This is a genomic window from Streptomyces sp. NPDC004838, from assembly GCF_053600955.1.
This window is the reverse complement of sequence record NZ_JBSGAW010000002.1, coordinates 357,031-383,149: the sequence shown is the minus strand read 5'-3', so window position 1 is coordinate 383,149 and position 26,119 is coordinate 357,031. Positions and strand designations below refer to the sequence as shown.

Genomic DNA, 26,119 nt, shown 5'->3' with positions numbered 1-26,119 from the left:
CCGGACCCGTCCGGGCGGGCGGGCAAGGTGCCGGGCGCGGTTTCGGGTGTGGTGTCAGCAGCGTGGGACCGGCCTGCTGTAGGTCGTGTTGCTCGGGTTGGACACGTAGTAGTCGGAGACATAGCGGCCGTTGTCGAGCCGGCTCCAGACCGTCGTGGTGCCGACCCTTGAGCCCGCCCGCTGGCAGTACACCCACGCCAGAGCGCCGTTGGGCGAGGTGCCCCTCCCGGCGTACGAGGCGCCGGGGCCACTGCGTTCCGTGAGGGTCGCGGTGGTCTGGTACGGGTAGGTGCAGCGTGGGAGCGGAGCGCTGTAGGTCGTTTTCGACGGGGTGCTCACATAGCGGTCGCTGACATAGGTGCCGTCGGAGAGCTTGTCCCATACAGCGGTGCCGCCGACGCTGGAGCCCGGTGTCTGGCAGACCACCCTGAGGGCGGCCCCAGGTGCGTGGGTCTTCGCGGTGGTGTAGTTCGTCGAAGGACCGGTGCGGGCGTTGAGCGGGGTCGTGCTCGTCACCGAGTAGGGGTACGCGAGCGTCGCGACCGGTGTGTCGAGGCGGTTGGTGTCGATGCTGATCGTCACGCCGCCGTAGGTCTCGTCGTGCGTGCCCCGGAACTGCTTGGCCCGCTGGTGGACCGCCCACCGGGAGTCAGGGACAGCGGTCCAGCCGCGCAGCGAGTCGACTCCGTCGAAGCGGGCTGTCCAGAGCGCGTCGGGGCGGGCGTAGGCGGTGGAGGTGTAGGCGTCGGAGAGCTGTTTGGCCCCGAGGTTGAGATTCATGTATACGCCCGAGACATAGCCGAGCCGGTGCAGCTCCTTCGTCCAGGAGGAGATGTACGACAGCACGGCGGTGCGGCAGGCCGTGTCCGTCTGGGAGTAGTGCTCGATGTCGTTGTAAAACGCGCTGCCGGGCTGCAAGCCGAGAGCCCTGGCCTTGGCTATGGCGTCGGTGGCCGCCGCGACGCCCTGGGACCTGGCGGTCGCCGGGGTGAGGCTGATCTTCGCGTCGGTGGGCCGTGCGCCGCACGGTGGTTGCAGACCCTTGTATATGGGCAGCAGCCGCCATTTCAGCGCGGCGACGGACGTCACCCACGACGGGGTGAGCTGCGGCTGGGCGCAGGTGCGGTTGACCCCTCCGAAGTAGACGCCGACGGCACGGTACGGGGAGGCCGTCCACGCTTGCATCGCGGCCAGGGGCGGGGCCGTACAGGTGTCGAAGGCGAGACCCGCGTAACGGGTCGCGGTCGCGCCCGTGTCGTACGCGACCGGCGTGGCCGGTTCGGCGGCGGCGGGCGGGGCGAGGGTGAGCACGACGGCCGCGCTCAGCAGGCCGGCCGTCGAGAAGGCCAGGAGGCGGCGTGCCGTGCGGCGCAGGCCGCGCGGGCGGCGGGCGAAGCGGAGAGCGGAGCCGAGGGCGGCACGGGCGACAGGGCGCGGCTCGGTGCCGGGAGCGGCGCGGAGCGCCCCGTCGGCCGAAGCGCCGGGCAGGGCCCGGAGTGAGGCGTCACAGCCGACGCGGGCGGCGGTGAGGTGAGCGCGGTGCGCCCGGTCGGCGCGGTGTTCCCCGTGGGCGCGATGTTCCCCGCGGGCACGGTGAGTGCGGTGGGCAGGAAGCGGTCGGAGTCTGCGAAAGGTGCGGTACAGGTGCCACATGGCGGTCCCCCCAAGGTGCTCGGACCCTGTGGTTCCAGCATGCCCCCGCGCCCGCCCAACCGACCCCGGCCGGGCCCGGATTGGCGATGACCCGCCACCCGCAGCGGGTGACGGGCCATCGGTCTCACATCGGCGGCCGTACTGGTCAGCGGCCGTACCGGATGAGGGCCCTGACCATCCGGCACGTCGTGTCCGACGGCGGGTGCACCCCGATCTGGTCCGCCGTCGTCCGTATCCTCACGTTGTCCGCGGTCGCCGGGTGGTAGACACCCGAGTCGAGCAGGGCGATCGCCAGGCGCATCGCCTTCAACCGGCGGTTGTGCGTCACATACCACTCGCGCGGCTGTCCGGCCGGCAGCGGCTTCTTCTTCAGCGGTGTGTACTGGGCCGCGTGCCCAGGCTTGGCGGGGTTCCTCATGAGTCTGGATACGGCCATCGGCAACCTCCAGGCGCAGTGACGGGACCATCCCGAACTACTGTCCAGTCTACTTCCCGGCACTGACAATCGCCGCTGGCCAGACGGCATTTGAAGGGGCTCACGAGGAGCACGGAAGGAGCGCGGCGGGGGCGGAGCGAGGGCGGGACGGGGGCAGGGGAGAAACACCGGCGCGAGTTCCCCGAAAGCTCCGGCGGCGGCCGCGGCGGTCCCTTCGGCGACAGCTCCCGGCGGTGGCCGAGGCGGGCCCGGAGCGTATCCGTCCGGGCGGTACGTTGACGGTATGGAGATCTGGATCAATCCCGCGTGTTCCAAGTGCCGCGGCGCCCTCGAACTGCTCGACGCGGAGGGCACCTCGTACACCGTGCGCCGCTATCTGGAGGACGTACCGAGTACGGACGAGATCGGCGACGTACTCACGCGGCTGGGGCTGGAACCCTGGGACATCACCCGGATGGGGGAAGCCGCCGCGGAGGAACTCGGACTGGAGCACTGGCCCCGGGACGAGAGTGCGCGGAAGCGGTGGATCGAGGCGCTGGCCGGTCATCCCGAACTGATCCAGCGTCCCATCATCACCGCGGACGACGGGACGGCTGTCGTGGGGCGTACGGAGGAGGCGGTACGGGACGCTCTGGGCCGCGCCTGACGTCCGCCCGCCCGGACGGACCAGGCCGAGAACCCCGTACAGGCACGGCCCCGCATCACCGGCGGAGCCTCGCGACAGCCCTTTCAGCGGTCGCCCGGCCTTAAGAAAAGTTAAGGAAGAGGCGGGTGGGGAACCTGAGAAGAACCCCTGAGCTACTCGTACGTAACGGCACACGGAGTCGACCCGACCACGGAATCGAACCGAACAGGAGCCCTACGTGTCGCGTAAGAAAACCCTCGGCGGCAAGAAGAAGATCGCCCTGCTCCTCGGCGCGGCCCTGGCCGCCGGTGGCACGGCGTTCGCGATGACCGGCACCGGTCAGGCGTCGGTGGCCTGCGACGGGCTGAACACGGCCCTCCGGAACAACGAGCGGTTCATCGCGGGCCAGCGTGCCAATCCCGACGCGCAGTCGGAGGCCCGGATAGCCAATCGTCAGGCCGTCATCGAGGAGATCAAGCGGAAGCAGGCCGCGTCCGGCTGTCCGGTCGGGGGCGGAGGAGGCCAGGCGGCGCAGCCCCCTGCCCAGCAGCAGCCGTCCACCGCTCCCCCGGCCCAGGGCGGCGGAAACGGCGCCCAAGGCGGAAACGGCGGCGGCCAAGGCGGGAACAGCGGCACAGGAGGAAACAGCGGCGGCCAGGGTGGCGGCGGGGCCACCGGTCAGGTCGTCTGCGCCGGTTCGACCGTGACGCTGTCCGGTGAGGCGGGCGCTCCCGCCGCCTCCAGCAACCAGTTCCCGATCGGCACCACGCTGAAGGTGACCAACCTCGACAACGACAAGTCGACGACCGTGAAGGTGACCGCGGTCTCCGGGAGCTGCGCCCTGCTCAACAACGCCGCTTTCGAGCAGGTGCGCGAGCCCGGCAAGTTCCTCATCCGCAAGGCGCGAATCGAGCGCGTCGGCTGATGGCTTCACCCCCACGCGCGAAGGTCCACAGGCCCGGAAAATCCCGCGGCGCACGTCGCACCGGGTGTTACGTTTGCCGGTGACCGGCCGCGGGACTCCGGTGCGACTTCCGAGACTTGCTTCTGATGCAGTGATTTCGCTGATCGCACCCCCATTCCCCGGCCGGTCTCCCATAGCCGCGCCCACGGGGGAACCATGCCGGAGGACACCCACGCCGATCTGATCGCCGCGGAGGACGTGCTCCTGTTCGTGAACGCCGCCATCACGGCGACCGGGCAGCGGGAGTTCCACTCCGACGCGCGAGGGCAGCAACTGTCGCTGTCCTTTCTCCACGAGTACGTGTACGTCAACTACCGGCCCCTGTACGCGGCCACGCTCTCCCTCGACATCAACGACCACAACGCGGCGGCCGTCATCGAACGGCTGCTGCGCGGCGCGGGCGAGGCGAGCGGGGAGGAGGAGAAGCGCGCGGAGGGGCGGCTGATCGCCGCCCGGCTGGCGGCGCTGCCGCCGCAGCGGGTCTACCGGCTGTTCCGGGCGCTGAGCGACGCCAGGGTCAACAATCGCCGCACCCGTGCGATCCAGCGCGACTGGCTGGCGGCCCGGCCCGATCCCGGCCATGACGCGGTGAAGTACCGTCGCGGGCTGAAGACGACGGCCCGGCACGCCCATCTCCCGGTCGGGGACGAACTGGGTGATTTCCTCTTCCGGCCCGGCAAGCGGGTCCGCTACGAGCACGCCTTCCTGGACGCCCACCGCCGCGCCCACTACTCGCAGGAGGCGGTCTACGAGCTGCCTTTCACCGTCGCCGAGGGATTCGCCGCCCGGCACGGCGTCCCGCGCGAGGTGTTCCTGGAGCGGATCGCGCCGCGCATGACCCGGCTGGAGCGGTTGCGCACGCGGAGCAGTGCCGGCACGGCGGCCGATCTCGGCGGGATGCCGCTGACCCGGCTCGCCCTGTACGTTCTCTCGCTCCCCCGCGAGGAGCGCATGGGCCGCGGCGCCGAGTTGCGGGGAGCGTTGCGGACCGCCGCGCGCCGGGCGGCCGGGCCGTACGCGGGGACCTGGGGGCGGGTCTCCGCGGTGCTGGACGACAGTTACTCGTCGTACGGATCCGGTGTGAAGCGCCGCCGTCCGCTGGCCGTGGCGCTGGGTTCGCACTATCTGCTGGAGGCGCTGGCCGGTTCGTACCGGGCGCACTGGACGTCGGGGGGCCGGGATCCGCTGCTGGTACGCCCCTGGGGGCCGAGCCCGCTCGGCACGCGGATACTCGACGCGCTGGAGGACTCCCCCGAGCGGCTGGTGATCGTCTCGGACGGCTGGGACAACGCGCCGCCGGGGCTCGCCGGTGAGGTGCTGCGGGTGTGGCGGACGCGGCTCGATCCGGAGCGGCGGACGAGCGTCGTCCATGTGAACCCCGTGTACGACGCGGACGGTTTTGACGTGCGGCGGCTCGCGCCGAGCGTGCCCACGGCCGGAATCCGCGACGCGGAGGATCTGGCGGCTCTCGTGGAGATCGCGCAGTTCGCCGAGGGGCGTACCGGGCTCGCCGACCTCCAGGCGTATCTGGACCGCCGTACCGAGCGCTTCCTGAGCGGCCACGAAAAGAACGTCCACCGACGGGAGGAGCACGATGAGCAGGCTTGACATGACCGGGCTGGCGGCCGCGCCCTCCCAGGTGTGGGGCGGCATCCGGCTGGTGCCGCTGGTGCGCGCGGCGCCGGTGGACGGGCTGCGGCTGCGCCATGAGGTCTACGGCACGGGAAGCGGGGCGGGGGACGACGCGTGCGACGGCCTGTGCGACACCGCCGAAGACGGTCACTCCTCCGTCGACATGGGGGCGGGCCGACGCTATGTCTCCTACATTCCCCACGGCTTCGTGGCGGACTGGTCCGGCGACGGCGGCGCCGGTGCCGCGTACGGAACGCAGTTGGGTGACGCGAGCCCCGACCGTGTCCCCGTCCGCCGTCACCACCGGCTCGCCAAGCGGCGGCGCTCCGCCGGGCGCGGTGAGCGCGGCGGCCGGGACGGCGGGCGCGCCGGTACCCGGCTGCGCTTCCTCCCGCTGCATCTCGCGCTGGAGGGGTATCTGGCCCTGCATTTCGGCGGGCCGTCCATCGTCTGGGACGAGTGGTCCCAGCGTGCGGTACGCCAGGGTCTGTCGCCGCGCGCGGAGGCGGCGTACGCCGGCCGGCGGCTGCACGGACTCGCGGACGCGCTACGGGTGTTCGAGATCCATCCGGACCAGTGCGGTGTGCTGGTGTACGCGGCGGACTCGCTCGCCTCGGCCTTCGCCGTCCCGCATCCCGCCGACTACCGCGCCCTGCACCGGTCCCTGATCGAGGATCTGTACGGGGAACTGGTCCACCAGCACGCCCTTTTCGGCCGCCCGGTGGGCGCCTTCGAGGCGATCGTCCGCGACGACCGCCATGTGCGCACGCTCGCGGATCTGCGGGCCCTGGCACGGGAGCAGGAGCGGGAGTGGACGCGGAACCACGATTCGGTGCTGGCGGCCGGTCTTCTCGACGAGTCGTATATGTTCGAACGGGTCTACTCCATGGGGTCGTTCACGCTCTCACGCTTTCTGCCGCCCTTCCACCGGGGGCGTGAGCAGCACATCGGCGAGCTGATCACCGATTCCAAGGGCAGGGTGGCCTATCTCAAGACTTTCCGGCTCTCCGAGGCGCAGATCCGCCGCGGCCATCTGCTGAATTCACTGCACGACGGCGACTGGCACCTGGAGCGTACGGCCGAATCCCTCGGAACCAGCACATCCGATCTCGTACGGAGAATTCGGGACGCGGGCTTCGAATCGCTGCTCAAACACGGGGTGGAACACCGGCTCAAGGGCTGAACGGCAGGTCGGAGTGGTTTCCGGCAGGGGTGTGAGGCTGCCGGAACATCCTCTGTTCTCCGGCCCCTCGGTCGTACGTCATTCGGAAAACCCGCACCGGCCGCGAACTGAAAAAGCGTCCGGAACCGGAACCGGAACCGCCCGCAAGCGTTCCGGAAGGGAAAGATGGGCCTCACGAGAGTCGACCCGGTGCGTGTGGCATCCGGGAGACGCGCGTAACACGGGGTTCACATCAGGGCAACGGCCGGGAAATCGCGTGTTGCGAAACTGCGTGGCATACCGCTGCACCCGCAAAGGATGAGGCCCCGTGACCTTCAAGGCTGAGTACATCTGGATCGACGGCACCGAGCCGACCGCCAAGCTCCGTTCGAAGACGAAGATCCTCGAACAGGGCGCCGAGCCTCCCGTCTGGGGCTTCGACGGGTCCAGCACGAACCAGGCCAAGGGTCACGCGTCCGACTGTGTGCTCAAGCCGGTCTACACCTGCCCGGACCCCATCCGCGGCGGCGACCACATCCTGGTGCTGTGCGAGGTCCTGGACACGGACATGAACCCCCACTCGTCCAACACCCGTGCGCAGCTGGTCGAGGTCTTCGAGCGGTTCGCCGCGCAGGAGCCGGTCTTCGGCATCGAGCAGGAGTACACCTTCTTCGACGGCGACCGTCCGCTCGGCTTCCCGGTCGGCGGGTTCCCGGCCCCGCAGGGGGGCTACTACTGCGGTGTCGGCGTGGACGAGATCCACGGCCGTGATGTGGTGGAGGCCCACCTGGAGAACTGCCTCAAGGCGGGCCTCGGCATCTCCGGCATCAACGCCGAGGTCATGCCCGGCCAGTGGGAGTTCCAGGTCGGCCCGCTCGCGCCGGTGGAGGTCGCGGACCAGCTGTGGATCGCCCGCTGGCTGCTCTACCGCACCGCCGAGGACTTCGGCGTCGCGGCGACGCTGGACCCGAAGCCGGTGAAGGGCGACTGGAACGGCGCGGGCGCGCACACCAACTTCTCCACGAAGGCCATGCGCGGCGACGCGGGCGGCACCGACGGCTACGCGGCGATCACCACCGCCTGCGAGTCGCTGGGCGAGGGCTCCAAGCCGCTGGACCACGTCAAGAACTACGGCGCGGGCATCGACGACCGGCTGACCGGACTGCACGAGACCGCCCCGTGGAACGAGTACAGCTACGGCGTCTCCGACCGGGGCGCCTCGGTCCGTATCCCGTGGCAGGTGGAGAAGGACGGCAAGGGCTACATCGAGGACCGGCGGCCGAACGCCAATGTCGACCCGTATGTGGTGACCCGTCTGATGGTGGACACCTGCTGCACCGCGCTGGAGAAGGCCGGACAGGTCTGACCGCCCGCCCCGGCACCAGGTGCGGGGGCCAGGCGTCCGAGGGGGTGCCCGCCACGGCACGGCGGGCACCCCCTCGTCCGTGCGCCCGGGTGCGGCTGGACGGGCGCGAGCGCCGGGAGGCGCGAGCCGGGGCGGGCGGCAGATGTGACGGGATCGGCGTCTCGGTCTGTGAGAGACGCCCTCGTTGGGGCGGGGATCATCTGGTTCAATGAGGCCATGGCCAGCTTTCTGAGAGACGCGACGGGTCGCGGCGACCTTGAGCCGTTCTGGCCTTCCCGGCAGCACCACGACTTCGACCGGGTGTGTTGTCGCGCGGTGAACGCGCAGGCCCTCTAAAGCCGCTCATCCGGTCTTCGGCCAGCGCGCACGACGTAGGTCCGTCTATCGACTCGTCGACATTCCGCGCGAAAGAGAGCTGAACTCTCATGGCGAACACCCGCCCGTTCTCAGCGGTCTCCGCGGTCTCCGCAGCGACCGCGACCGCAACCGTATCCGCTGCCGCCGCCGCCTCTGCCGCCGTCTCCGCGGCTTCCTCCACCGCCGCCCACTCCGCGAGGCCCGGCTCCCCCGGCCCGGCCCATCGCCCCGCCCGTCCCGTACGCCACCGGCTGCGGGCCGTCGAACCCGACGAGGTCGCGCCGGGGGGCGGTTGGGGCCCCGTGGGCGTGGTGGACGTTCCGGAGTTCCTGCCTCCCGGTGCGACCTGGCTGCCCGTGCCTCAGCGCCATGTGCCCAGCCTGCCCGGCCGGCCGCCGATGCTCGGCTATCTCGTTCTCGTACCGGCCGATCAGCACCCCACGGCCGCGCCCGCCGCGGCCGGCCTCACCCCGGCCGGGGCCTTCGGCGGTACGACCCGCGGAAGCGGGACCGGGCCGGCGAGGAGTCAGGCCCGACCGGGTGAGACAGGGCCCGGTGGGACAGGGCCGGGTGGGACAGGGCCGGGAGAGACCGGGCCGGTGTGGATCGACGCCCCGGAGCGGATCGCCTCGGTGAACGGCCGGGCGCTGGATCTGACGTATCTGGAGTTCGAGCTGCTGGCTCATCTGGTGGCGCGTCCGCACCGGGTGCACACCCGCGATCAGTTGGTGACCACCGTCTGGGGGTACGGCCATGTCGGAGACGGCCGTACCGTCGACGTCCATGTGGCCCGGCTGCGCCGCAAACTGGGGGCCGAGCACCGCCACACGATCCAGACCGTGCGACGGGTCGGCTACAAGTACGCGCCGTGATCCCCGGCCGGTGGCCGACGACCCGCGGCAGTTGAACTGTGACCGGTGGCCGATGACCGGTGGCCTCCGGGCCCGGCGGCCCGGTCCCGCGGGGGTGCGGGACCGGGCGCCGTCCCGGCAGGTCAGCTGCGCGACCTCGCCTTCGCCACCGCGCCGACGGCGATGTCCACCACCAGGAACGCCAGCAGGCTGATGCCCAGCAGCGGCACGAACCAGCCCACGAGCGCGGTGACCGCCGCGAGCGGCAGCAGGACGGCGAGAGGGACCCTGCGCCAGGCTCCGCGCGGGATCGGACGGCCGCCGCCGAGTTTCCGTCCCTTCGTGGGCCTGCGCAGCCACCACATCCGGTATCCCCACAGGATCAGCACGATCAGCGCGAAGGCGACGGCGGCCAGGGCCAGTTGATTGGCCAGGCCCAGGAAGACGCCCATATGGGCGTCGATGGCGAGGCGGGTCAGCTGGGCCAGTACGGGGTAGTCGCCGAAACGCAGTTCGTCGATGACCCTGCCGTCGGCGGGGTCGACGGCGACCGAGTCGAGATGGACGGGGAAGGTGGCGTCCGTCTCCTTGATCACATAGCCGGTGCCCTCGCTCGGCAGGGTCATCGTGATCTTGCCGCCGATCCCGGCGGCTCGGGCTGACTCCAGAGCCGCGTCGACGCCGACATCCGCGCCGTGATGCGCGCCATGGGCCGAGCCGCCGTGGCCGTCGTGATCGCCGCCGCCCGCGCCGGTTCCGCCTCCGATGGCCGCCGAGACGCTGGGCGTCGCCCCGCCGAGCTGGTCCTGGACCGCGCCGATGTTCTCGCCCGCGTAACGCGACCAGGTCAGACCCGTGGCGGAGAGCAGTACGAGACCGACCACGGCCCACAGACCGACGGTGCCGTGCCAGGAGAGCGTCCTACGGCGGCCCTTGGCCCCCTTCTCGGGGACGAACAGGGCGCGGCGGTTGGCGCGCCTGCGGCCGAGCCAGAGCAGCAGACCGCCGAGCGCGACGACCCACAGCCAGCTCGCGGCCATTTCACTGTAGTGACGGCCGAGATCGCCCAGATGGAGATCCCGGTGCAGCTCGTCGAGCCAGCTGCGCAGCGGCAGCGCGCCCGAACTGCCGTAGGAGCTGAGCTCGCCGCGTATCTCGGCGGTGTACGGATTCACGAAGACGGCGAGGGACTTGTTCTCATCGACGCCGGGGGCCTTCATCAGCACCCGCGTGGTGGCGCCCTCTTCGTGGCTCGGCCAGACGGCGGTGACCGTGCCGTCCGGGCGGGCCTTGCGGGCGGCTTCGATCTGTTCGGCGAGCGGAAGGGCGCGCTCACCGGCCGGGACCGTGAGTTCGTGCCGGTAGACGATCTTCTCTGCCTGGAAGGAGAGGGCGTAGAGCAGTCCGCTGACCGAGGCGGCCAGCAGCAGCGGGGCGATGAACAGCCCCGCGTAGAAGTGCATGCGCAGGACGAGGGGCCGCAGGGCGCTCCAGACGGAGCCTGTCGCGGTCTCCTGCTCGGTTTCGGTCCTGCCTTGGGCAGGGGTGTCAATGGCCATGGTGATCCTGGGGAGTTGGTGTCGACATGGGGAACCGGCCCCAGGTCAGACGGCTGCTCCGGGGGCCGTGGCGCGGGTGGACGGGAGCGCGGGCGGCCCACGGCGCACCAGGGTGTGGCCGATGACGACGACGCCTCGGCAGCGGATCGCCGCGCCCGGCCGGGGCCGCGCGAGCGGCCGTGGGTCCGGCGGCGGGGGCACGGCGGCGAACAGCAGCCGCAGCGGGCGGAAGGCGAGGGCCCCGACGGCGCGGGCCAGGCGGAAGAACGCGGCCTCGCCGCGGGCCAGCCAGAGCGCGCAGAAGGCGGCGGCGACGAGGTGGGCGGCGAGCATGCTCACCGGTGCGGGCCCGAGGAGGGCGTAGAGGCCGTCGACGACGCCGGGGTCGGGGCCGGCCGCCGAGCCGGACCCCGTCGACGCGCCCGCCCCGGTCCCGGCCGCGGTCCCCGGCGAGACCCCATTCGGCGCGATGTGCGGCGGCGACGACGCCCCGGCGTGGTGGGTGGCCGGCTCCACGCCGGGCGACTGGGCGCGGGCGAAGAGCAGGTGCAGCGCGGCCTGCGCCGCCAGCAGACCGGCGCCGATGGAGAGCGCTCCGCGACGGCGGCCTCCGGCGAGCCATGCGACGGACGCGGTCACCGCGAAGGCGGGCAGGAGTATCGCGAGCGGAAGGTCGTGCCCAGATGTGAACGAATGCCCTGTGGCGGCCAAGGAGAGGCAGACCGCCGCGAAGAGCGCGGCCCGCAGGACGCGCATCGGCGACCGGGCATCTGTCATGGTCCGCACATGCTCCCATCACGCGGCGGACGGAGGGGAGAGTGCGGAGGAATTGTTTTCGCGGGAGCCCCGACCGGGCTTTCGCGAAGGGCCGAGACGCTGGCCCCGGCCGGCGCGAGGAGGCAGAGTCGCGTTCATGAGACTGCTGATTCTGGGTGGTACGGAGTTCGTCGGTCGCGCGGTCGCCGAATCGGCGCTCGCCCGGGGCTGGGATGTGACCCTCTTCAACCGCGGGCGGAACGAGGCCGCGCCGGGGGTGACGGCTCTGGTCGGCGACCGCACCGCGCCAGGGGGTCTCGCGGCGCTCGCCGAGGGCGAGTGGGACGTGGTGGTGGACACCTGGTCGGATGCGCCCCGTGCCGTACGGGACTCGGCGCGGCTGCTCGCGGACCGGGTGGGGCGCTATGTCTATGTGTCGAGCTGCTCGGTGTACGCGTGGCCGCCCCCGGCCGGTTCCGATGAGACGGCTCCGCTCTCCGGGGGTTCGCCGGACGCGGCGGAGGCACCGTATGCGGAGGCCAAGCGGGGTGGTGAGCTGGCCGCGGTCCAGGCGTTCGGCGAGGACCGGTCGCTGCTGGTGCGCGCCGGTCTGATCCTCGGCCCCCGGGAGAACGTCGGGCGGCTGCCGTGGTGGCTGGAGCGGATCGCCCGCGGTGGTCCGGTGCTCGCGCCCGAGCCTCGGGACGCGCCGGTGCAGTACGTCGACGCGCGTGACCTCGCCGAGTGGACGGTCTCGGCGGCGGAGGCGGGGCTGAGCGGACCGTACAACCTGGTGAGCGAGCCGGGTCATACGACGATGGAGGAGATCCTGACGGCCTGTCTCGACGTCACGGGGTCGGCGGCCGAGCTGCGGTGGACGCCCGCGGCGACGATTCTCGCGGCGGGCGTCGAGCCGTGGAACGATCTGCCGATCTGGGTTCCGCCGGCCGAGGCGCGTGACCTCTACAACGCGGTGTTCACGCTGAACGTCGACCGGGCCGTCGCCTCGGGTCTGCGGTGCCGTCCCATCCGGGAGACCGTGGCCGACACCTGGTCCTGGCTCCGGTCGGCCGGGGGTACGGCGCCGGCGCGGGGGAACCGGCCGGGGGTGGGGCTCGCGCCGGAGGTCGAGGCGGAGGTGCTGGGCGCGGGAGGCTGAGGCGCAGGAGACCGAGGCGCGGACGGCTGTACCGGGCCCGGACCCGGTCCCGTTCTCGGCCGCGGGACGGGCGAAGGCGTCGTGTGCCGGGGCCGGAGGCGTGCGCCCCCGCGTACCGGACGGGCCCAAGACGCGTCCGCCCCGGCCGCGGGCGAGGTGACCTCACCCGTGGCCGGGGTTGGAGACGCCTGTCGCGCCGGTGGTGCCGGGACAGGCCCCTCCGGTGAGGTCAGGGCGTCCGGGTGGCGTGCTCGGGCGCGGCAGGGGCCGGGGCCGAGTGGTCCAGTTCGGGGAGGCGGCGCAGGGCCCTCGGGGTGTGCCAGTTGCGGTCGCCGAGCAGCGCCATGACGGAGGGCAGCAGGACCATCCGTACGATCGTGGCGTCCAGCAGGACCGCGACCGCCAGGCCGACGCCCATCTGCTTCATGTCCTGCATGGACAGCGTGCCGAAGACCGCGAACACCGCCACCATGATCGTCGCCGCGCCCGTCACCGCGCCGGCCGTTCGGCGTACGCCCTCGCTGATCGCCTCGCGGGTCCCGGCCCCCTGGTCGTGTGCCTCGCGGATCCGGGAGACGACGAAGACGTGGTAGTCCATGGAGAGTCCGAACAGGACCACCAGGACGAAGAGCGGAATCCAGCTCTGGACCGCGCCGACCGCCTCGGTACCGATCAGGGACGCGCCCCAGCCGTGCTGGAACACGGCGACCATGACCCCGTACGCGGCGGCCACCGAGAGCAGGTTGAGCAGGATCGACGTCACGGCGATGACGTACGACCGGAAGCAGAACAGCATCAGCAGGAACGTCACGGCGGTGATGAAGACGGAGACCGGGACGATGCCGCGCTTGAGCTGATCGTTGAAGTCGACGGACTCCGCCAGTTCGCCGGTGACATGGGCGCGCGCTCCGGTGCCGTCGAAGGCGGCGGGCACGGTGGTGTCGCGTAGTTCGGCGAGCGCCTTCTTGGAGCGTTCGTCGGTGCCGTTCCCCGCGAGCGGGATCTCGATCTCGGCGATGTTCTTCGCCTGGTGGACGGTGACCCGGTCGAACCGGGCCAGCGCGGCGCGTACGGGCTCCGCGGTGATGTCGTCGGCCTGGACGACCACCCGCGCGGGCTCCGGACCGCCGGGGAACGCCTCGGTGATCTTCTTGTGCGCGACCGAGAGCGCCGCGTCCGATCCGAACTGCTTCTCCCATCCGAGCTGCTCCGTCTTCATGCCCATCGCGGGGGCGGCCAGCGCCAGCATCAGGACCGCTCCGGCGACGGCGAACAGTTTCGGCCGTGCCAGTACGGGCCTGAGCACCGCGCCCGCGACCGCGCCGCTCTCGGCCGTTCCGCGCCTGTGCGCACGGTCGCGGCGGCGGTTGAGGAAGGGCAGCCGGCCCGCGTCGATCCGGTCGCCGAGCCAGGCCAGCAGCGCGGGCAGCACGGTCACGGAGCCCAGCATCGCGATGAAGACGACGAGGATCGTGGCGAGCGCGAATCCCTCGAAGAGCATCAGCCCGGAGAGAAACATTCCGGCCATCGCCAGCATCACCGTGAAGCCGGAGACGAGGACGGCGCGCCCGCTGGTCGCGGCGGCGATCCGCAGCGCGGTGTCGGCGTCGTGGCCGGCGGCCCGCTCGTCGCGTTCGCGGCGCAGATAGAAGAGGCAGTAGTCGACGCCGACGGCGAGGCCCATCAGGAACATCACGGAGTACGTCGTCTGGAACAGATGCAGTTGGTGGCTGGCGAGCGAGAGCAGGCCGAAGGCCGCCATGCACGCGGTCAGCGCCAGACCGACCGGCAGCAGGGCCGCGACGACGGCCCCGAAGGCGACGAGCAGAATGCCGAGCGCGAGCGGAACGGCGGTGAACTCGGCCTTCTTGAAGTCCTCGGAGAGCAGATCCCCGAGCCATTTCCCGGCGCTGGCCTCGCCGAACTGATGGACTTCGACGCCTTCGCGGGCCCCGTCCGCGTGGCGTACGGCGTCGAGCACGGGCTGTACACGGTCGGACGCGGTCTCGGAGTCGCCCCGGATCTCGAAGCGGATGAGCGCTTCCCGGTCGTTCTTCGAGGCCAGCGGCGGTTGCATCTTCTGCGTCTCGCCGGTCTTCTCGATCGCCGAGGTCAGTTCGCGCGCCGTGTCCTTCCAGCCTCCGGCCGTCTCGCTGGTGACGAGGACGAGTTCGCCCGCGGGCCGGTCCAGCCCCGCGTCGTCGAGGATCTTCTGGGCCCGCGCGGAGTCGCCGGCGCCCTGCTCTGACTCGGACATCTCGACCAGGCCGGCGGCCCCGCCGACGCCGGCCGTCAGGACGACGAAGAGCAGCCAGCCGATGATCGCCGTTTTACGGTGGTACGCGCTCCACACTCCGATGCGTGCCGCGAGATTGCGTTTCATGCTGCATTCGCCCCCTGGGACCAGCGCCTGGTAAGTCGTCCCCCGACGGTAGGAACCGGCGCGCTGCCGTCCCAGCCGCCGAGGCCCCCGTTCCCGGAGCCGTAGAGCGAGGCCGGCGGGGTGGTGCCAGCTACACCCCGGTCCGGGGGATGGGCCCAATGCCCCCACCCGCTGATCGGGACAGAATGAGGTGATCGCGACACGACGAGGAGAAGTCCATGGAGGCAACGAGGGAGCCGGCCACGGCGCTGGTGGCCGGTGCGCGGGGGCTGGCGCTCGCTCTGCTGGCGCTGGCCGGCTCAATCACGCTCTTCGTCCTGGCGGTGGTCTCCATCGCCCTGATCCCGATCGGCGTGGGCGTGTTCACCACTCCGGCCGTCCTCCAGCTGGTACGGGCGCACGCCGGTCAGCGCAGGCTACTGGCGGCCCGGTGGGCGTCGACGCGCATTCCCGCGACGTACCGCCCCTTTCCGCGTGATCTGCGGACCGGGATCACCGGTCAGGTCGAGCGGTGCACCCTGCTGCTGAAGGACCCGGCGACCTGGCGGGACCTCCAGTGGCTGCTGCTGGACATGACGGCGGGGGCCGTCACGGCGATCCTCGTGCCGGGGCTGCTGTTGCAGGGGCTGTTCGGGGTGCTGCTCGTCATGGGGCTGTGGATTCCGATCGTGGCCGCGGAAGATCCGTACTGGTACACCTTCGTCCCGGTCGGCGGCTGGGGAACGGCCGTGCTCGCCGGCCTGACCGGCCTGGTCTTCCTCACCACCGCCGTGAAGACCGGCCCCCTCCTCGTCCGCACCCACTTCAGGATCGCCGCCTCGGCGCTCACCCCCAGCCGCCGGGAGGAGCTCGAGGAGCGCATCGACCGGCTCACCGAGACCCGGCACGACGCGCTGGACACCTCGGCGGCCGAGCTGCGCCGGATCGAGCGCGATCTCCACGACGGCGCGCAGGCCCGGCTGGTGGCGGTGGGCATGAACCTCGGCACCATCGAGGCGCTCATCGAGAAGGACCCTGCGAAGGCGAAGGAACTGGTCGTCAAGGCACGGGAGTCCTCCGCCGAGGCGCTGACCGAGCTGCGCGACCTGGTCCGGGGCATCCATCCGCCGGTGCTGGCGGAGCGGGGGCTCGGCGACGCGGTCAAGGCCCTGGCGCTGCGGCTGCCCGTACCGACGGAGGTGGACGTGGAACTGCCGGGCCGGGCGGAGGCCCCGGTGGAGTCGGCGGCGTACTTCGCGATCAGCGAGGCACTCGCCAACGCGGTCAAGCATGCGGGCGCCGACCGGATATGGGTGGACCTGACGTACGGCGACGGCGCGCTGCGGATCGCGGTGACCGACAACGGGGCGGGGGGCGCGGTGATCGGCGCGGGCTCCGGGCTGAGCGGAGTCGAGCGGCGGCTGGGTACATTCGACGGCGTCCTTGCCGTCAGCTCTCCGGAGGGCGGTCCCACCATGGTCACCATGGAGATTCCTTGCGAGTTGTTCTAGCCGAAGATCTTTTTCTGCTCCGTGACGGCCTGGTGCGTCTTCTCGAGGCGTACGACTTCGAGATCCTGGCCGCCGTGGAGAGCGGGCCCGAGCTGAGCCGGGCGCTCACGGAGCTGGAGCCGGACATCGACATCGCCCTTGTCGACGTCAGGCTTCCGCCGTCGCACACGGACGAGGGACTCCAGTGCGCGCTGGCGGCGCGGCGGGCGCGTCCGGGGCTGCCGGTGCTGGTCCTCTCCCAGCATGTGGAGCAGTTGTACGCGCGTGAACTGCTGGCCGACGGCAACGGCGGGGTCGGCTATCTCCTCAAGGACCGGGTCTTCGACGCGGATCAGTTCGTCGACGCGGTACGGAGGGTGGCGCATGGAGGAACGGCGATGGATCCGCAGGTCATCTCGCAGCTCCTGTCGCGGCGTTCGCAGGACAAGCCGATGGGCGGGCTGACCCCGCGCGAGCTGGAGGTCATGGAGCTGATGGCCCAGGGCCGTTCCAACGCGGCGATCGCGAGCCAGCTCACGGTCACGGAGCGGGCGGTGGCCAAGCACACCTCGAACATCTTCGCCAAGCTGGGGCTGCCTGTGTCGGATGACGACAATCGGCGGGTGCTGGCGGTACTGGCGTATCTGGACCGCGGCTGACGCGCGCCGGGGGATGCCCTGGCGCCCCCCGCCGCCCGTATGAGGCCGGGCTCATGCTCCATGCGGACATCCCTGGGTGACCCACCTGCGCGGACACCGCCGACACGTGTCCGAGATCACCCGCTTGCTGAGGGATTTCTCATGGAGCTTCCCACAAATTTCGGCGTTCCCTGAACACCCCACGGCCCCCACCCGTATGAATGGTCGCGCTTCTCCCTCTGCCGGGACCCCCCAAAAAACCCACCCACTCACCCGGCAACGAAGCAGAGGAGTTCCATGGGACGCAATACGAGAAAACGCTCGACGCTGGCGAACCGGGCGATCATCGCCACGGCCGCTTTGATCATGGGCGGGGGTGGACTCGTAGCGGTCGATGTGTACGCCTCCGCGGGCGAAGGCCAGTCCGGCCAGCGCGGGCAACGCACGCAGAACGTCGCACAGGCGTCGACCATCGACTGCCCGGAGGTCGCGAACGGGCTGCCCCGCGATCTGCCTCTGCGGGTGCGGGGCGTGGTCGACCGGGAACTGGCCACGATGGACAGTCAGATCACCGATGCCTACAAGCTGTTCGCCGATCAGAAGGAACGGATCAGGCGTGATCCGGGACTGGCCGACAACTCCGTCCTCGATCCCCTGGAGAGCAAGCGCCAGGCGAGCATCGACCGGATCACCGCGGCCGTCAGCCGTGACGGCGCCAAGTGGCGGGGCATGCGCGGCATGGCTCCCTGCACCCTGCGCGGCGATGACGACGATGACGACGACAGGGAGAACAACAACGGCGGGAACAGCAACGCGGGCAACAGCGGCGGGAACGGCAACGGGGGCAACAGCGGCGGCAGTAGCCAGGGCGGAAACAGCAACGGCGGGAACGGGAACGGCGGAAACAACGGCGGCGGCAACGGCGGCGGCAACGGCGGTCAGGCCGGAAACGGCCCGGAGGAGTCCGACTTCGTCGAGATCCAGTCCGTGCGGCCGAATGTGAAGAAGGTCAACAACCGTAAGAACGCCTCCAAAGGCACCTTCACCACCAATTGCGGTGTCAATGCGAACGGTCTCTTCAACCCCGACAATGTGATCGTCGCTCCCGGCGTCTCCAACGGAGCGCACCATATGCACGATTACATCGGCAACCAGGCCAACGACGCCTTCGCCAGCGACGACGACCTCGCAGGCGGTGAAACCACCTGCCGGAACCGGGGCGACCGGTCCTCGTACTTCTGGCCCGTCCTGCGTCTCCAGAACGGTCAGGACGAGAACGACGCCGATGAAGACGGCGGCGGCAAGGACCAGAACGTCGGTGAGATCCAGACTCCGTCCCAGGTGACGATCAACTTCGTCGGCAACCCGAACAGCAAGGTCACGGCCATGCCGCGGCTCCTGCGCATCATCACGGGCGACGCCAAGGCGTTCGTCAACGGTCCCGGCAACGCCAACGCCTCATGGAGCTGCACCGGTTTCGAGAACCGCCAGCTCAAGGACAAGTACCCGATCTGCCCCGAGGGCAGCCAGGTCGTCCGTACCTTCAAGTTCCAGAGCTGCTGGGACGGCCAGAACATCGACAGCGCCAACCACCGTACGCATGTCGCCTTCGCCAACAGTCAGGGCAAGTGCGAGAACGGATTCAAGGCGATCCCTCAGCTGGTCCAGCGGATCGTGTACGACGTCCCTCCGGGTCCCGGCTTCGCGGTCGACTCCTTCCCCGAGCAGCTGCACAAGCCGATCACGGACCACGGTGACTTCATCAACGTCTTCGACGAGAAGCTGATGAACAGGATGGTCGACTGCATCAACCGCGGTCGGAAATGCCGGTGATCCGTTCGTCGGCAGAACCGGTGGTGTGATGTACCGATGACCCGCCGAGACGGCCGGTCCGGTCCCCGCGAGGGGCCGGACCGGCCGTTTTCCGCTTCCGGGGGCCGAGTTCTCCGTACGGGTGCCCGCACCCCGGAACGCGGACCCTCGGCCCCGTACGGCCGGCCACCGCCCGCGGACCGCACCGGGCGCGGCCCCGACCGGAACTCCGTGCGCCCCCGCGTCGCCGTCAGCCACCGCCGTCAGCCGCCGCCGTGGCCCGAGTGGTCCTCACTCGGAGCGCCGCTCCCGTCGCCGGTGGTCGCCCCGTCGCCGCTGCCGCCGTGGTGCTCCGAGCCGTTCTCCACCGTGCCCCCGAGCCGGTCACGGAGCGCGGTGATGGTGTCGTCGTCACCGGAGGCGACCCACCGGCGGCCGACCAGATAGGTACCGCCGTAGTCGTTGGCCTCATTGACCCACTCGCGCAGACCGCGGTCGGTGGCGAAGGTGGTCAGCACATACCGGCCGTCACCCGTCTCGCAGTTCGCCTGCCGCAGTTCCTCGGCGTCCGTCTGGATGTTCGGTTCGCACTCCGCGCGCGCGGCCAACTGCTCCAGCGTGCCGGTCACCGTCTTCGGAGCCTTGTCGCCGTCCCCGTCGCCACGCCGATCACCGTCGCCGTCCGATCCGCACGCGGCGACCAGGGCGAGAGCCACAACTGCCAGTGCGGCGCGGGCTGTACGCCTCACGCCCGTCTTCGTCCACGTCCGCATCCGGACATCGTCCCCCTTCGACGCCCCTCCCCGAGGTCGAACGCCGGGTAACCTGCGCCACGCACGCACCAGCTGTGACGTGGGTAACACGGAGGAGCGCCGATGTTCGAGCAGTCGAGACAGGCGAGGCTGCCAGGACTGGAAAGACCGTCGGGGCCGGAAGGACCCTCGGGACCGCTGAGGTCCGCGGGACCGCTCGGGCCCTCGGGGCCGCTGGAGCCCTCGGCGCCACTGAGGCCCTCGGGATCGAAGGAACCGCCGGACCGGGCGAGGCCGTCGAGACGGACGGTCCTGGCCGCCGCGGGAGCGATCGGTGCGGTCGCGGCCGTCGCCGGGCCCGCGCCGACCGCCGTGGCCGCCCCGCCGACGGCCCCCCTGCCACCCTCCGAGCCCGCTCCCCTGGACGCCTCCCCCGCCCATGCGGCCCTGCGCCGGCTGCTGCCCCGCCACGCCGGCCGGTTCCGGCTCGCGCTCCGGGCGGACGAGGGGCCCGACCGGTTCCGGGTGACCGGCGCCGACGGCCGTATCGAGGTCGCCGGCACCTCACCCGCCGTGCTGCTCACCGGGGTCCACTGGTACCTCAAGTACGTCTGCCGGACGCATATCTCCTGGTCGGGTACGCAGCTCGACCTCCCGGACCGGTTGCCCGCCCCGCACCGGCCGCTGGAGCGCTCGGCGACCGTCCCGCACCGGTTCGCGTACAACGACACCCACGACGGCTACACCGCCCCCTACGCCGACTGGGCCCGCTGGGAACGGCTGATCGACGTCCTCGCCCTGCACGGCTGCAACGAGGTGCTGGTGACGCCCGGCCAGGAGGCCGTCTACCACCGCCTGCTGATGGACTTCGGCTACTCCGACACCGAGGCCCGCACCTGGCTGCCCGCCCCCTCCCACCAGGCGTGGTGGCTGCTGCAGAACATGAGCGGCTACGGCGGGCCGCTCTCCTCCGCGCTCATCGACCGCCGCGCCGACCTGGGCCGCCGCATCACCGGTCGACTCCGCGAACTGGGCATGAGGCCGGTCCTTCCCGGCTACTTCGGCACGGTCCCGGACGGCTTCACCGCCCGCAACCCCGGCGCACGCGTCATCCCCCAGGGCACCTGGAACGGGCTGCGCCGACCCGACTGGCTCGATCCGCGCACCCCCGTGTTCCCCGAGATCGCCGCGGCCTTCTACCGCCATCAGCGAGAACTCCTCGGCGACAGCGCCCTCGTCAAGATGGACCTCCTCCACGAGGGCGGCACGGCGGGAGACGTCCCCGTGCCCGACGCGGCCCGCGCGGTCGAGACCGCGCTGCGGACCGCCCGACCCCGCGCCACCTGGGTGATCCTCGGCTGGCAGTCCAATCCGCGGCCCGCGCTGCTCGACGCCGTCGACACCGACCGTGTGCTGATCGTCGACGGCCTCTCCGACCTCGACACGGTCACCGACCGGGAGACCGAGTGGGGCGGAGCCCCGTACGCGTTCGGCACCATCCCCAACTTCGGCGGACGTACGACGATCGGCGCGAACACCGACCGGTGGACGGCCAGGTTCACCGACTGGCGCGACAAGCCCGGCAGCGCGCTCGTGGGCACCGCCTATATGCCGGAGGCCGCCGAGCGCGACCCGGCCGCGCTGGAACTCTTCACCGAGCTGGCCTGGCGCGAGGAACGCGTCGACCGGGACGCCTGGTTCGCCGAGTACGCCGCCGTCCGCTACGGCGGGGAGGACTCCTCGGCGCGTACCGCCTTCGCCGCGCTCGCCTCGACCGCGTACCGGCTCACCAGCTCCGACGGCCGCCCCCACGACTCGCTCTTCGGCCGCCGCCCCGGACTCACCGGGTCCATCGGCACGGCCTTCGACCCGGCCGGGTTCGACCGGGCGTTCGCGGCGCTGCTGAACGTACGCCCTGGACTGCGCGACTCCGACGCCTATCGGCACGATCTGACGGATGTGGCCCGACAGGCGCTCGCCAACCGTTCGCGCACCCTCCAGCTGCCGATGCGGGCGGCGTACGCGAGCGGGGACGCGGACGCCTTCCGCGCCCTGTCCGCGCTCTGGCTGAAGCTGATGCGGCTCGCCGACACGATGGCGGGCTGCCATCGCTCGTTCCTCCTCGGGCCGTGGCTGGAGGACGCCAAACGGCTCGCCACGAGCCCGGCGGAGGCGGTGGAGCTGGAGCGGACCGCCCGCGCGCTGATCACCACCTGGGGGGACCGGCCGGTGGCCGACCGGATCGGCAACTACGCCAACCGGGACTGGCACGGGCTCATCGCGGACGTGCACCTGCCGCAGTGGGAGGCGTATCTGGGGGAGGTGGCCTCGGCGCTGGCGGCGGGCCGGACGCCGAAGTCCTTCGACTGGTACCCGGCAGAGGAAGCGTGGACGAAGGACCGCCGCGCCCATCCGACCCGGCCGACGGGTGACGCCCACCGCACGGCACGGCGGGTGTACGACGCGCTGGCCACCGCTCCGTACCAGGGCTTCGCGTCGGTCACGCTGGATCCACCGGCGTTCCGGCCCGGCAGCTCCGGCACCATGACGGCGACGTTCCGCAATCTCAACGGGCTGCGCGGCACCGGACGGGTCGAGTTCGCGCTGAGCGCACCGGACATGGCGCCCGAGCCGCAGGGCCCGGCCTCGATCGACGGCGTCCCGGCGGGCGGCACGGGCTCGGTCTCCTGGCGGGTGACCGCCCCCGCCGACCCGCTCACCGAGCCGCTGCGCCCCCTCCCGTACCGGCTCTCCGTCCGTTACGGGCCGTCCGGCGAGACACCGGTGACCGTGACCCAGCCGGGCGCGCTCCACGTCGCCGCGCCCCTGGGCCCCGAGTGGCGCACCTACAGCGGCAACGCGGCGGTCTTCGGCCGGATCGGGGACCGTTACGCGATCAACGGCGCGGGCGAGGACATGTGGCGCGGCAGGACGCAGTTCGGTACGGCGTACCGCGCGGGCGCGATGGCCGAGGGCGTGAGCGTCGTCCTGCGGGTGGACTCCCAGGAGAACACGGGCGCGTGGGCCCGTGCGGGCATCGTCGTCCGCAACAGCCTGGCCACGCCCGGAGCGCTGGGCTTCCTCAGCCTGGCGGTCACGCCTCGGCAGGGCGTCGTCCTGTCGTACGACGCGAACGGCGACGGGACGCTGGACACCTACCGGCGCATCACGGGGGTGCGCGCGCCGGTGCTGCTACGGCTGACGCGCGGCGCGGAAGGGTCGTCCGCCGGGAAGCCGTCGTTCACCGGAGAATTGTCGGTCGACTCCGGCGGGACCTGGCGCACGATCGCGACGGTCGCGGTGCCGGGTTCGGCGGATTCGCAGGATGCGGGCCTGTTCATGACGGCGATGAACGGCGGGAGCGGGGCGCGGGGGACGGCGAGGTTCAGCGGATGGAGGACGAGCGGCGGATAGGTGCTTCCTCCTTGGAAGGACTGGGAAGGACTGGGAAGGCCCGAGACGGCCCGAGACGGCCCGAGAAAGCCGAGACGTCGGCGGAGTCCACGGAGTCGGCGCGGCTGCGGTCCGCGTCGAACTCTCGGTCCACGAGGTCTCGTTCGACGAAGCCGCCCACGCCCGCACGACCGTCTCACCGCTGCCCCGCCCCGTCCGGGCGGAGGGTAGAACAAATGCCCGCACAGCAGTCGGTAGGCTGGTACGCATGACGACCGGGGTACGCCGCAGGATGGGCGTCGAGGAGCGCAGGCAGCAGCTGATCGGTGTGGCGCTGGAACTGTTCAGCGCCCGCTCCCCCGACGAGGTGTCGATAGACGAGATAGCGTCCGCCGCCGGAATCTCCCGGCCGCTCGTCTACCACTACTTCCCCGGCAAGCAGAGTCTGTACGAGGCGGCGCTGCGGCGCGCGGCCGACGATCTGGCCGGGCGCTTCCAGGAGCCTCACGAAGGCCCGCTCGGGGCCCGGCTGTTGCGGGTCATGCGCCGATTCTTCGACTTCGTGGACGACCACGGACCCGGCTTCTCCGCGCTGATGCGGGGCGGTCCGGCCGTCGGCTCCACGACGACGAACGCGATGATCGACGAGGTCCGGCAGGCCGCCTACGTCCAGATCATGGGGCATCTGGGGATCGAGAATCCGCCGGTCCGGCTGGCCCTGGTGGTCCGTTCCTGGGTGTCGCTCGCCGAGTCGACGGCGCTGCTCTGGCTGGACGGCCGGGAGATTCCGCGCGGGGAGCTGGAGTTGCAGCTCGTCCACGACTTCGCCGCGCTGTGCGCGGTCAGCGCCGCGTACGACGACGAGATGGCGGGCGTGGTGGTCGGCATGCTGGCGGACGAGCCGATCAGCGGCCCGTTCGGCGAACTCATGGGCCGGCTGCTGTCGATCGCGCCCGCGCTGACGTCCAAGGTGCCGGCGCCGCGCTGACGTCCAAGGGTCGGCGTCGCGCTGACGTCCGAAGTGCCCGCGCGCCGATGCGGTTCCGCCGCGGTCGGCCCCCGATCTGCGTCGGCCCGCACCGGGCGCGGTGGGGTTCGACGACGGCCTCCTCCTCCGTTTCTGGGTTCTGGGTTCCCCTGCGTCGTCCGGAAGCAGTGGCGGCCGGGCCGACAGCGGGCAGCGCCACGAGTCGACCGGGACCGGCGGGATCAACCGGGGCGCCGACGGTGAGGCACGGGGGCGAAGAGCCCCGGAACCGACGGGACCAGCCGAGCGGAAGGCGACGGGGACCCACCGGGAAGGGACCCGCCGGGACCCGACCGAGGCTTCGCATCCGGATACGCGCGATACGCGTGGACCATCCTCGTACGGGGGAAAGATCCCTATAGATGACCGCACGAAGACGGATTTGACGACTTTCAAGGGACCGTATATGACCCAGGAGCTCGCTCCCACCCTCCGCGACCAGCCCGCCGCACCCTCGGCGGGCTGGTGGCGGGAGGCCGTCATCTACCAGGTGTACGTACGCTCCTTCGCCGACAGCGACGGCGACGGCATCGGCGATCTCCGGGGCGTCCGCGACCGGCTGCCCTACCTCGCCGACCTGGGTGTGGACGCCGTGTGGCTCACCCCGTTCTACGCGTCGCCGCAGGCCGACGGCGGCTATGACGTGGCCGACTACCGGGCCGTCGACCCCCTGTTCGGCGACCTGCCGGACGCGGACGATCTCGTACGGGAGGCGCACCGCCTGGGGCTGCGGGTCATCGTCGACATCGTCCCGAACCACACCTCCGACCAGCACGCCTGGTTCCGGGCCGCGCTCGCCGGAGGGGACGAGCGCGACCGCTACCACTTCCGTCCCGGCCGGGGCGCGGACGGCGAACTTCCCCCGAACGACTGGGAGTCGGTCTTCGGCGGCCCCGCGTGGACGCGTACGGAGGCGGGCGAGGCGGGTACGGGCGGCGACTGGTATCTCCACCTGTTCGCGCCCCAGCAGCCGGACCTCAACTGGGAGCATCCGGCGGTGCGGGAGGAGTTCGACTCGGTCCTCCGGTTCTGGCTGGACCTCGGCGTGGACGGATTCCGGATCGATGTCGCCCACGGCATGGTGAAGGCGGCCGGGCTGCCGGACATCGGGCTGCGCGAGCAGGCCAAGATGATCGGCGCGCAGGTGCTGCCGTTCTTCGACCAGGACGGTGTGCACGAGATCCACCGCTCCTGGCGGCTGCTGCTCGACAGCTACGGCGGCGAACGTATCGGCGTCGCGGAGGCGTGGGCGCCGTCGGCCGAGCGCCTCGCCCTGTACGTGCGCCCCGACGAGCTGCACCAGGCGTTCAACTTCCAGTTCCTGACGTGCGACTGGGACGCGGAGGAGATGCGGAGGGTCATCGAGGAGTCACTGAACGCGACCAGGTCCGTGGGCGCGCCCACCACCTGGGTGCTCTCCAACCATGACGTCGTACGCCACACCACCCGGTACGGCGGCGAGGGCACGGGTCTGCGGCGCGCCCGCGCGGCGGCGCTGCTCACTCTGGCGCTGCCCGGTTCGGCTTATGTCTACCAGGGCGAGGAGCTGGGGCTCCCGGAGGTCGTGGAGCTGCCGGACGCGGTACGGCAGGACCCGGCGTTCTTCCGCGGTGACGGGCAGGACGGGTTGCGGGACGGCTGCCGGGTGCCGTTGCCCTGGTCGGGCTCCGATGAACCGTACGGATTCGGTCCGGGCGGCAGCTGGCTGCCGCAGCCGGCCCAGTGGGCGCGGCTCTCGGTCGAGGCGCAGACGGGCGATCCGCGGTCCACGCTGGAGCTGTACCGGTCGGCGATCGCGCTCCGCAAGGAGCTGCCGGGGCTCGGTGACGGCGACATGGAGTGGCTGGCGGCTCCGGCCGGTGTGCTGGCGTTCCGCCGCCCCGGTCTGGTCTGCACGCTGAACACGCTGTCGGAGGAGGTCGAGCTGCCCGTTCCCGGCCGTCCGGTGCTGTCGTCGGCGGCGCTGGAGTTCACCGGCGGCACGGCGCGCGTTCCGGGAGGGACCTGTGTCTGGTGGACGGTCTGATGTACGGCCGGGCGACCGTCAAGCGCACCCCACCCCACCCTTAGTGGTTCCCCGTATCTCCGCGTACAGTGAGCCCGTCTCCGTGTCCGCGCTGGTGGT

General features: G+C 71.4%; 19 protein-coding genes. 13 read left to right on the top strand and 6 right to left on the bottom strand.

What is annotated here, in order from left to right:
* Positions 1-54: 54 nt before the first annotated feature.
* Both ACWEFL_RS04005 and ACWEFL_RS04000 read right to left on the bottom strand, forming a co-directional pair.
* Complete coding sequence (locus ACWEFL_RS04005; RefSeq protein WP_451707018.1) at positions 55-1,653, bottom strand: glycoside hydrolase domain-containing protein; 1,599 nt, start codon at positions 1,651-1,653, stop codon at positions 55-57.
* Between the two features lie 145 nt (positions 1,654-1,798).
* Positions 1,799-2,089: a hypothetical protein gene (locus ACWEFL_RS04000; RefSeq protein WP_451707015.1), complete on the bottom strand. Its 291-nt coding sequence runs from the start codon at positions 2,087-2,089 to the stop codon at positions 1,799-1,801.
* Between the two features lie 283 nt (positions 2,090-2,372).
* Here ACWEFL_RS04000 and ACWEFL_RS03995 point away from each other — a divergent pair, with 283 nt between their 5' ends.
* The 6 genes from ACWEFL_RS03995 (at position 2,373) to ACWEFL_RS03970 (ending at position 9,067) form a co-directional block, all read left to right on the top strand.
* Positions 2,373-2,735 carry an ArsC/Spx/MgsR family protein gene (locus ACWEFL_RS03995; protein WP_451707013.1) on the top strand — a complete coding sequence of 121 codons (363 nt, stop codon included), beginning with the start codon at positions 2,373-2,375 and terminating at the stop codon, positions 2,733-2,735.
* Positions 2,736-2,952: 217 nt separating this feature from the next.
* Positions 2,953-3,639, top strand: a complete 687-nt coding sequence (locus ACWEFL_RS03990) for a hypothetical protein (RefSeq protein WP_451707011.1) — start codon at positions 2,953-2,955, stop codon at positions 3,637-3,639.
* A 195-nt stretch (positions 3,640-3,834) separates the two neighbouring features.
* The gene (locus tag ACWEFL_RS03985) at positions 3,835-5,286 is read left to right on the top strand and encodes a hypothetical protein (RefSeq protein ID WP_451707008.1); all 1,452 of its coding nucleotides are present in this window, start codon (positions 3,835-3,837) and stop codon (positions 5,284-5,286) included.
* On the top strand, positions 5,273-6,493 hold the full coding sequence (locus ACWEFL_RS03980) for an ARPP-2 domain-containing protein (RefSeq protein WP_451707005.1): 1,221 nt from the start codon (positions 5,273-5,275) through the stop codon (positions 6,491-6,493). The genes ACWEFL_RS03985 and ACWEFL_RS03980 overlap by 14 nt, the downstream gene beginning before the upstream one ends.
* A gap of 307 nt (positions 6,494-6,800) precedes the next feature.
* Complete coding sequence (glnII, locus tag ACWEFL_RS03975; RefSeq protein WP_451707002.1) at positions 6,801-7,838, top strand: glutamine synthetase; 1,038 nt, start codon at positions 6,801-6,803, stop codon at positions 7,836-7,838.
* Positions 7,839-8,263: 425 nt separating this feature from the next.
* On the top strand, positions 8,264-9,067 hold the full coding sequence (locus tag ACWEFL_RS03970; protein WP_451706999.1) for a winged helix-turn-helix domain-containing protein: 804 nt from the start codon (positions 8,264-8,266) through the stop codon (positions 9,065-9,067).
* 122 nt (positions 9,068-9,189) lie between these two features.
* Here the strand turns inward: ACWEFL_RS03970 and ACWEFL_RS03965 are convergent, their stop codons facing one another.
* Together ACWEFL_RS03965 and ACWEFL_RS03960 are read right to left on the bottom strand one after the other, a co-directional pair.
* The gene (locus ACWEFL_RS03965; protein WP_451706996.1) at positions 9,190-10,605 is read right to left on the bottom strand and encodes a PepSY-associated TM helix domain-containing protein; all 1,416 of its coding nucleotides are present in this window, start codon (positions 10,603-10,605) and stop codon (positions 9,190-9,192) included.
* 45 nt (positions 10,606-10,650) lie between these two features.
* Positions 10,651-11,382: a hypothetical protein gene (locus ACWEFL_RS03960; RefSeq protein ID WP_451706993.1), complete on the bottom strand. Its 732-nt coding sequence runs from the start codon at positions 11,380-11,382 to the stop codon at positions 10,651-10,653.
* A gap of 136 nt (positions 11,383-11,518) precedes the next feature.
* On the opposite strand from ACWEFL_RS03960, the gene ACWEFL_RS03955 reads away from it, so the two are divergent.
* Positions 11,519-12,520, top strand: coding sequence for an NAD-dependent epimerase/dehydratase family protein (locus tag ACWEFL_RS03955; RefSeq protein ID WP_451706991.1), 1,002 nt, complete (start codon positions 11,519-11,521; stop codon positions 12,518-12,520).
* A gap of 229 nt (positions 12,521-12,749) precedes the next feature.
* Here the strand turns inward: ACWEFL_RS03955 and ACWEFL_RS03950 are convergent, their stop codons facing one another.
* The gene (locus tag ACWEFL_RS03950; RefSeq protein WP_451706988.1) at positions 12,750-14,903 is read right to left on the bottom strand and encodes an MMPL family transporter; all 2,154 of its coding nucleotides are present in this window, start codon (positions 14,901-14,903) and stop codon (positions 12,750-12,752) included.
* Positions 14,904-15,121: 218 nt separating this feature from the next.
* On the opposite strand from ACWEFL_RS03950, the gene ACWEFL_RS03945 reads away from it, so the two are divergent.
* From ACWEFL_RS03945 to ACWEFL_RS03935, 3 genes are all read left to right on the top strand, one after another.
* On the top strand, positions 15,122-16,393 hold the full coding sequence (locus ACWEFL_RS03945; RefSeq protein ID WP_451706985.1) for a sensor histidine kinase: 1,272 nt from the start codon (positions 15,122-15,124) through the stop codon (positions 16,391-16,393).
* Complete coding sequence (locus tag ACWEFL_RS03940; RefSeq protein ID WP_451706982.1) at positions 16,378-17,031, top strand: response regulator transcription factor; 654 nt, start codon at positions 16,378-16,380, stop codon at positions 17,029-17,031. The genes ACWEFL_RS03945 and ACWEFL_RS03940 overlap by 16 nt, the downstream gene beginning before the upstream one ends.
* A gap of 276 nt (positions 17,032-17,307) precedes the next feature.
* Positions 17,308-18,843, top strand: coding sequence for a DUF1996 domain-containing protein (locus tag ACWEFL_RS03935; protein ID WP_451706979.1), 1,536 nt, complete (start codon positions 17,308-17,310; stop codon positions 18,841-18,843).
* Between the two features lie 242 nt (positions 18,844-19,085).
* Here the strand turns inward: ACWEFL_RS03935 and ACWEFL_RS03930 are convergent, their stop codons facing one another.
* Positions 19,086-19,595: a hypothetical protein gene (locus ACWEFL_RS03930; protein ID WP_451706976.1), complete on the bottom strand. Its 510-nt coding sequence runs from the start codon at positions 19,593-19,595 to the stop codon at positions 19,086-19,088.
* Between the two features lie 291 nt (positions 19,596-19,886).
* On the opposite strand from ACWEFL_RS03930, the gene ACWEFL_RS03925 reads away from it, so the two are divergent.
* From ACWEFL_RS03925 to ACWEFL_RS03915, 3 genes are all read left to right on the top strand, one after another.
* Complete coding sequence (locus ACWEFL_RS03925; RefSeq protein ID WP_451707319.1) at positions 19,887-22,988, top strand: alpha-N-acetylglucosaminidase; 3,102 nt, start codon at positions 19,887-19,889, stop codon at positions 22,986-22,988.
* A gap of 247 nt (positions 22,989-23,235) precedes the next feature.
* Entirely contained in the window at positions 23,236-23,955 is a 720-nt protein-coding gene (locus ACWEFL_RS03920) for a TetR/AcrR family transcriptional regulator (protein WP_451706974.1), read from the top strand.
* Between the two features lie 445 nt (positions 23,956-24,400).
* Positions 24,401-26,020, top strand: a complete 1,620-nt coding sequence (locus ACWEFL_RS03915; protein ID WP_451706971.1) for a glycoside hydrolase family 13 protein — start codon at positions 24,401-24,403, stop codon at positions 26,018-26,020.
* Positions 26,021-26,119 lie beyond the last annotated feature (99 nt).